The organism is Halorubrum tibetense, assembly GCF_042661865.1.
Lineage (GTDB): Archaea > Halobacteriota > Halobacteria > Halobacteriales > Haloferacaceae > Halorubrum > Halorubrum tibetense.
On the sequence record NZ_JBHSWW010000192.1, the window covers coordinates 1 to 4735 of the forward strand.

General features: G+C 67.2%; 4 protein-coding genes. 2 read left to right on the forward strand and 2 right to left on the reverse strand.

Going from position 1 to position 4735, the window contains the following annotated elements; translation table 11 throughout:
• The coding region (locus tag ACFQEU_RS11535; protein ID WP_379782268.1) for a hypothetical protein at positions 1 to 186 on the reverse strand (186 nt) is incomplete at its 3' end.
• Positions 187 to 318: 132 nt separating this feature from the next.
• On the opposite strand from ACFQEU_RS11535, the gene ACFQEU_RS11540 reads away from it, so the two are divergent.
• Positions 319 to 1317 carry a radical SAM protein gene (locus ACFQEU_RS11540; protein WP_379782272.1) on the forward strand — a complete coding sequence of 333 codons (999 nt, stop codon included), beginning with the start codon at positions 319 to 321 and terminating at the stop codon, positions 1315 to 1317.
• Between the two features lie 117 nt (positions 1318 to 1434).
• Complete coding sequence (gene pheA / locus ACFQEU_RS11545) at positions 1435 to 2241, forward strand: prephenate dehydratase (RefSeq protein WP_379782275.1); 807 nt, start codon at positions 1435 to 1437, stop codon at positions 2239 to 2241.
• 657 nt (positions 2242 to 2898) lie between these two features.
• On the opposite strand, the gene cysS is transcribed toward pheA, so the two are convergent.
• Entirely contained in the window at positions 2899 to 4389 is a 1491-nt protein-coding gene (gene cysS, locus ACFQEU_RS11550) for a cysteine--tRNA ligase (protein WP_379782278.1), read from the reverse strand.
• Positions 4390 to 4735: the final 346 nt, after the last annotated feature.

Here is a 4735-nt window from a genome sequence, read left to right on the forward strand (position 1 = left end):
GGTCGCGACCGCCCCGCCGACCGCGAGGGCACGACGTCGAGTGGGTCCGCCGCCGGACGACCGGTCGCGGGTGCCGTCGGTCGGTTCCGCTCCGTTGTCGGTCGGTTCCGCCCCACCATCGATCGGTTCCGCTCCGTTTTCGGCCGATCGGTCACGGTCCGTGTCGGGGGTTCGGTCGGGTTCCATGGCCGCGAGTCACCGCTCGTCGGGTACATGTCTTGTGTTCCGCGCGGTGGCTGTTGTCGTCGCGTGCCAACCGCTGTCGACCGAGAACGCGCTTCGGACGCTTTTTGAGGACGGACGCCGAACGGACGGTAGATGATCTCCAAGGGCTGTGAACAGTGCGCCAAGGGCGGGAAGATGGTGCTGTTCGTCTACGGCTACTGTGACCAGCGGGACTGTTTCTACTGCCCTCTCGGGGAGAACCGGAAGAACGTCACCGACGTGTACGCCAACGAGCGGAAGGTCGAGTCCGACGAGGACGTGATCGCGGAGGCCAAGCGGATGAGCGCGCTCGGCACCTCGATCACCGGGGGCGAACCCCAGGAGGCGATGGCGAAGACGTGCCGGTACCTCCGTCTCCTGAAGGACGAGTTCGGCGAGGACCACCACACCCACCTGTACACCGGGATAACGGGCGGACGCGAGAACATGCGGCGGCTCGCGGAGGCCGGCCTCGACGAGATCCGGTTCCACCCGCCACTGGAGCTGTGGGGCGACATGCACGGGACGGAATGGGAAGAGATCCTGTACATCGCCCGCGAGGAGGGGCTCACGCCCGCGTTCGAGATCCCGGGGATCCGCGCGGAGCCGGAGTTCCTGGAGTTCTTAGACGAGGGGGCCGCCGAGTTCTGTAACGTCAACGAGTTCGAGATGAGCGACGGGAACTACCGGCGGATGCAAGAGGAGGGGTTCGAGCTCCAAGAGGGCCACATGTCCGCCGTCGAGGGGTCGAAGGACGCCTCGATCGTCGAGGAGATGGCCTCCCACGAGAAGGTGTACTTCTGTACGTCGGTGTTCAAGGACGCCGCCCAACACCGGAACCGTCTGAAACGGATGGCGAAGAACATCCGTCGGGAGTTCGACGAGGTGACCGACGACGGCACGCTCGTCTACGGGAAGGCGTTCGCGCCGCCCGAGCGGTTCGAGGCGCTCGGCGTCCCCGAGGAGTTCTACACCGTCAAATCGAACCACGTCGAGGTCGCGTGGTGGCTTCTAGAGGAGATGGTCGAGGACGGCGACCTCGACGAGGGAGAGATCGTCGAGCAGTACCCGACCGTGAACGGAACGGTCGTCGAGCGGACCCCGGTCGCGTAGGAGGATCCCGGCCGCGTACAACGATCCCGGTCGCGTGGGACGCCGATAGCGCGAGAGACACGCGCTCGCGACGCTTCCCCGCCACCCTTTTCGCGGACCCCCGTGTACGGCGAGTCGATGAACGCCGTCACCCTCGGTCCCGCCGGCACGTACTCACACCGTGCGGCGCGGGCCGTCGCCGCCGAGGTGTCGTTCCGCGAGTCCGTCACCGCCATCGTCGACGCCGTCGAGGCGGGCGAGTTCGAGCGCGGAGTGGTCCCGATCGAGAACAGCATCGAGGGCTCCGTGACGGAGAGCCTCGACGCGCTCGCCGACCACGACATCGCCGTGACGCGGGAGGTCGTCACGCCGATCCGCCACGCCCTACTCGCGCAGGGGCCGGAGTTCGAGGTCGTCGCCAGCCACTCGCAGGCGCTCGCGCAGTGTCGCAACTGGCTGGAGGAGCACTATCCGTCGGCGGGATTGGAGGCCGTGGCCTCCACCGCCCGCGGGGTCGAGCGCGCCCGCGAGGACGCTCGGATCGCCGGGATCGGCCACCCGGACAACGCCGGTGACGACCTCACGATCCTCGCCGAGGACATCCAGGACCGGACCTCGAACGCGACGCGGTTCCTCGTCGTCGCGCCCGAGTCCGCGCGGTCGGACGCCGGCGGAAAGACGACGCTGATCGTCTATCCGAACGCGAACTACCCCGGCCTGCTGCTCGAACTGCTGGAGGCGTTCGCGGACCGCAACCTCAACCTCTCGCGGATCGAGTCGCGCCCGAGCGGCGAGCGACTGGGTGACTACCTGTTCCACTTCGACGTCGACGCCGGCCTCTACGAGGAGCACATGGCGAAAGCAGTCGGGGACATCGAGGCCATCGCCGACAAGGGCTGGGTCAAAGTGCTCGGCTCGTACGACACCGAACACGTGTTGGAGTGAGTGCGTTCTCGGCGGTGTGGTGGCGCGTGCCTCCGAGTGGCCGCCACCGGCGGCCGCGAGTAGGGAGAGACTGGAGGTCTCTCCGACAGCCGGCGGCTTCGCCGCCGGCGAGAGCGCCGCACGAGGGACGCGGCGAACGCGAGCGGCGAAACCGCGAGGCGTGAGGCTGTGGTTGCGGTGTGGGCGGATGGGATTCAAAGGAGCAGTCGCGCTCGGCGAACCCCAGCGGGCTGTGGGAGCCGAGTGCGACTGGGGCTTTGGAGCGCTAACCGTCGATTCGACGGCAAGGGTTTATAAACAAACGGTGAGGGTCCCTTCGATCACCAGTCGAGTCACTGATCGCGTCGTTCCGACCGACTGAGGGGAAAATACTAATAGCACGGTGTTCACATCACGTCACATGGACGGGCGGGGTTCGGATAAAAACGGGACGCTTGCTCCGATCTATCCGAGTGAGGTCCCGTCCCTCGCAGATAACGGACGACGATGGGTCGCTATCCTCCTGCTGATGGTATTTATCAGCGGATTCGTCGTCTCATCGCTGATCTGGATCGCTGGTCTCTTCTGAACCGCTCGCCGTCAGAACCCAACGTCGTCGGACATGGCCTGGTTTCAACCGAGACCGTCCGTCTCGCTCCGATCACGCGGGAGAGGATGTCATTCGAACCGGTAGGTCGCCCCGTCCGGCCCGTCCTCGATCTCGACGCCGACCTCACGAAGCGCGTCGCGCAGCTCGTCGGCGCGCTCGTAGTTGCCGGCCTCGCGCTCCGCCTCACGGACGTCCAAGACCAGCTCGACTAGCTCGCCGGCCAGCTCGACCTCCCCGTCGCTCTCCGCGTCGAACTGGAGGCCCAACACGTCGCCGCCGAGCGCCTCGAACGTCTCAACTGCCTCCCGGAGCCCCGCGTAGTCGTACGCGTCCGACGACCCGCCCTGAACCGCATCCACGTGCCGGTTCACGGCGTCGGTCAGCTCCAGCAACGCCGCGGTCGCCTCCCGGAGGTTGAGGTCGTCGTTCATCGCGCGCTCGAACTCCTCGCGAGCGGTTGCGACCGCCGCACGAAGGTCGTCGTCTTCGGCCTTCGCGCGGGCGTCGACGGAGTCGAGCGCGTCGACGGCGCGGTCGTAAGTGCGGGAGAGGCGCTCCCAGCGCTCCTCGGCCTCCGCGATCGTCTCCTCGGTGAGCGACTGCTCGGAGCGGTAGGCCGCCCCCGCATAGAACGTCCGGACGACGTTGACGCCGAGCTCCTCGAGCGCGTCGGGAACGGTCCAGAAGTTGCCGATCGAGGAGGACATCTTCTCGCCGTCCATCTCCAGGAGTCCGACGTGGAGCCAGTGGCGCGCGAACGTCTCCCCGGTGGCCGCCTCCGACTGCGCGACCTCGTTCTCGTGGTGGGGGAAGACGAGGTCGCGCCCGCCCATGTGGATGTCCAGCGTGTCGCCCAGATGCGTCGTCGACATCGCGGAACACTCGACGTGCCAGCCGGGACGGCCCTCGCTCCAGGGTGACTCCCACGTCTCGCCCGCGGGTGTCTCGTCCCCGTGGTCGTGTTTCGCGTGCTCGCGGGCGGCGTGTTCGCTCACGCCGTCCGCCTTCCACAGCGCGAAGTCCGCGGGGTTGCGTTTCTCCGAGCGCTCGTCCGGTTCGCCCTGCGCCTCCAGCTCGTCGACGTTCTGGTTCGAGAGTTTGCCGTACTCCTCGAACCGTGTAACGTCGAAGTAGACGGAGCCGTTCGACTCGTAGGCGTACCCCTTCTCGACCAGCGTCTCCACGAGATCGATGATCTCCGGGACGTGCTCGGTGACGCGGGGGTACACCTCCGCGCGGAGCAGGTTCAGGCCGCGCATCGCGTCGAACGTCGTGGCGGTGAACGTCTCTGCCACGTCGCGCTCGGCCGCCCAGTCGTCGCGCTCCCCCACGCGGGCCGTGATCTTCTCGTTGACATCGGTGACGTTCTCGACGTGGCGGACGTCGTAGCCGAGATACGCGAGCCAGCGGTGGAGGACGTCGGCGTGGAACCACAGGCGGGCGTGGCCGAGGTGGGGGTCGTCCGACACCGTCAGCCCACAGACGTACAGCGTGACGTCGCCGTCGGCCGTGAACTCGACGCGCTCGTCTTCGAGGGTGTCGGTAACGACGAGACTCATTATCGACCCGTACCCGCGGAGATCCTTTTAAATCGTCGGATCGGTCGGCGGAAGCGGATCGCCGCTCGGGTCGTCGGTTCGATGATTCCGTCGAGCGCTCACGTGATAAGGTATCTCCTCACACAGCCACAGCCTCGCCGGAACGGCGCTTATAAGCGCCGTTCCGGGCTCCAGCGGGGATCCTCCGATTCCGCTGGCAGCTGGCGCGACGCGCCGGCGACAGTGAGGCGCTTCGTGCCTCTGGCAGCCGGACGTAGTCCGGCGACTGCCTCTTTGAGTCCCACCGCGTACCGCAACCGCACCTCACGCCTCCCCAGCCTCGTCGCGGGCGGCAGGGCCGCCGCCG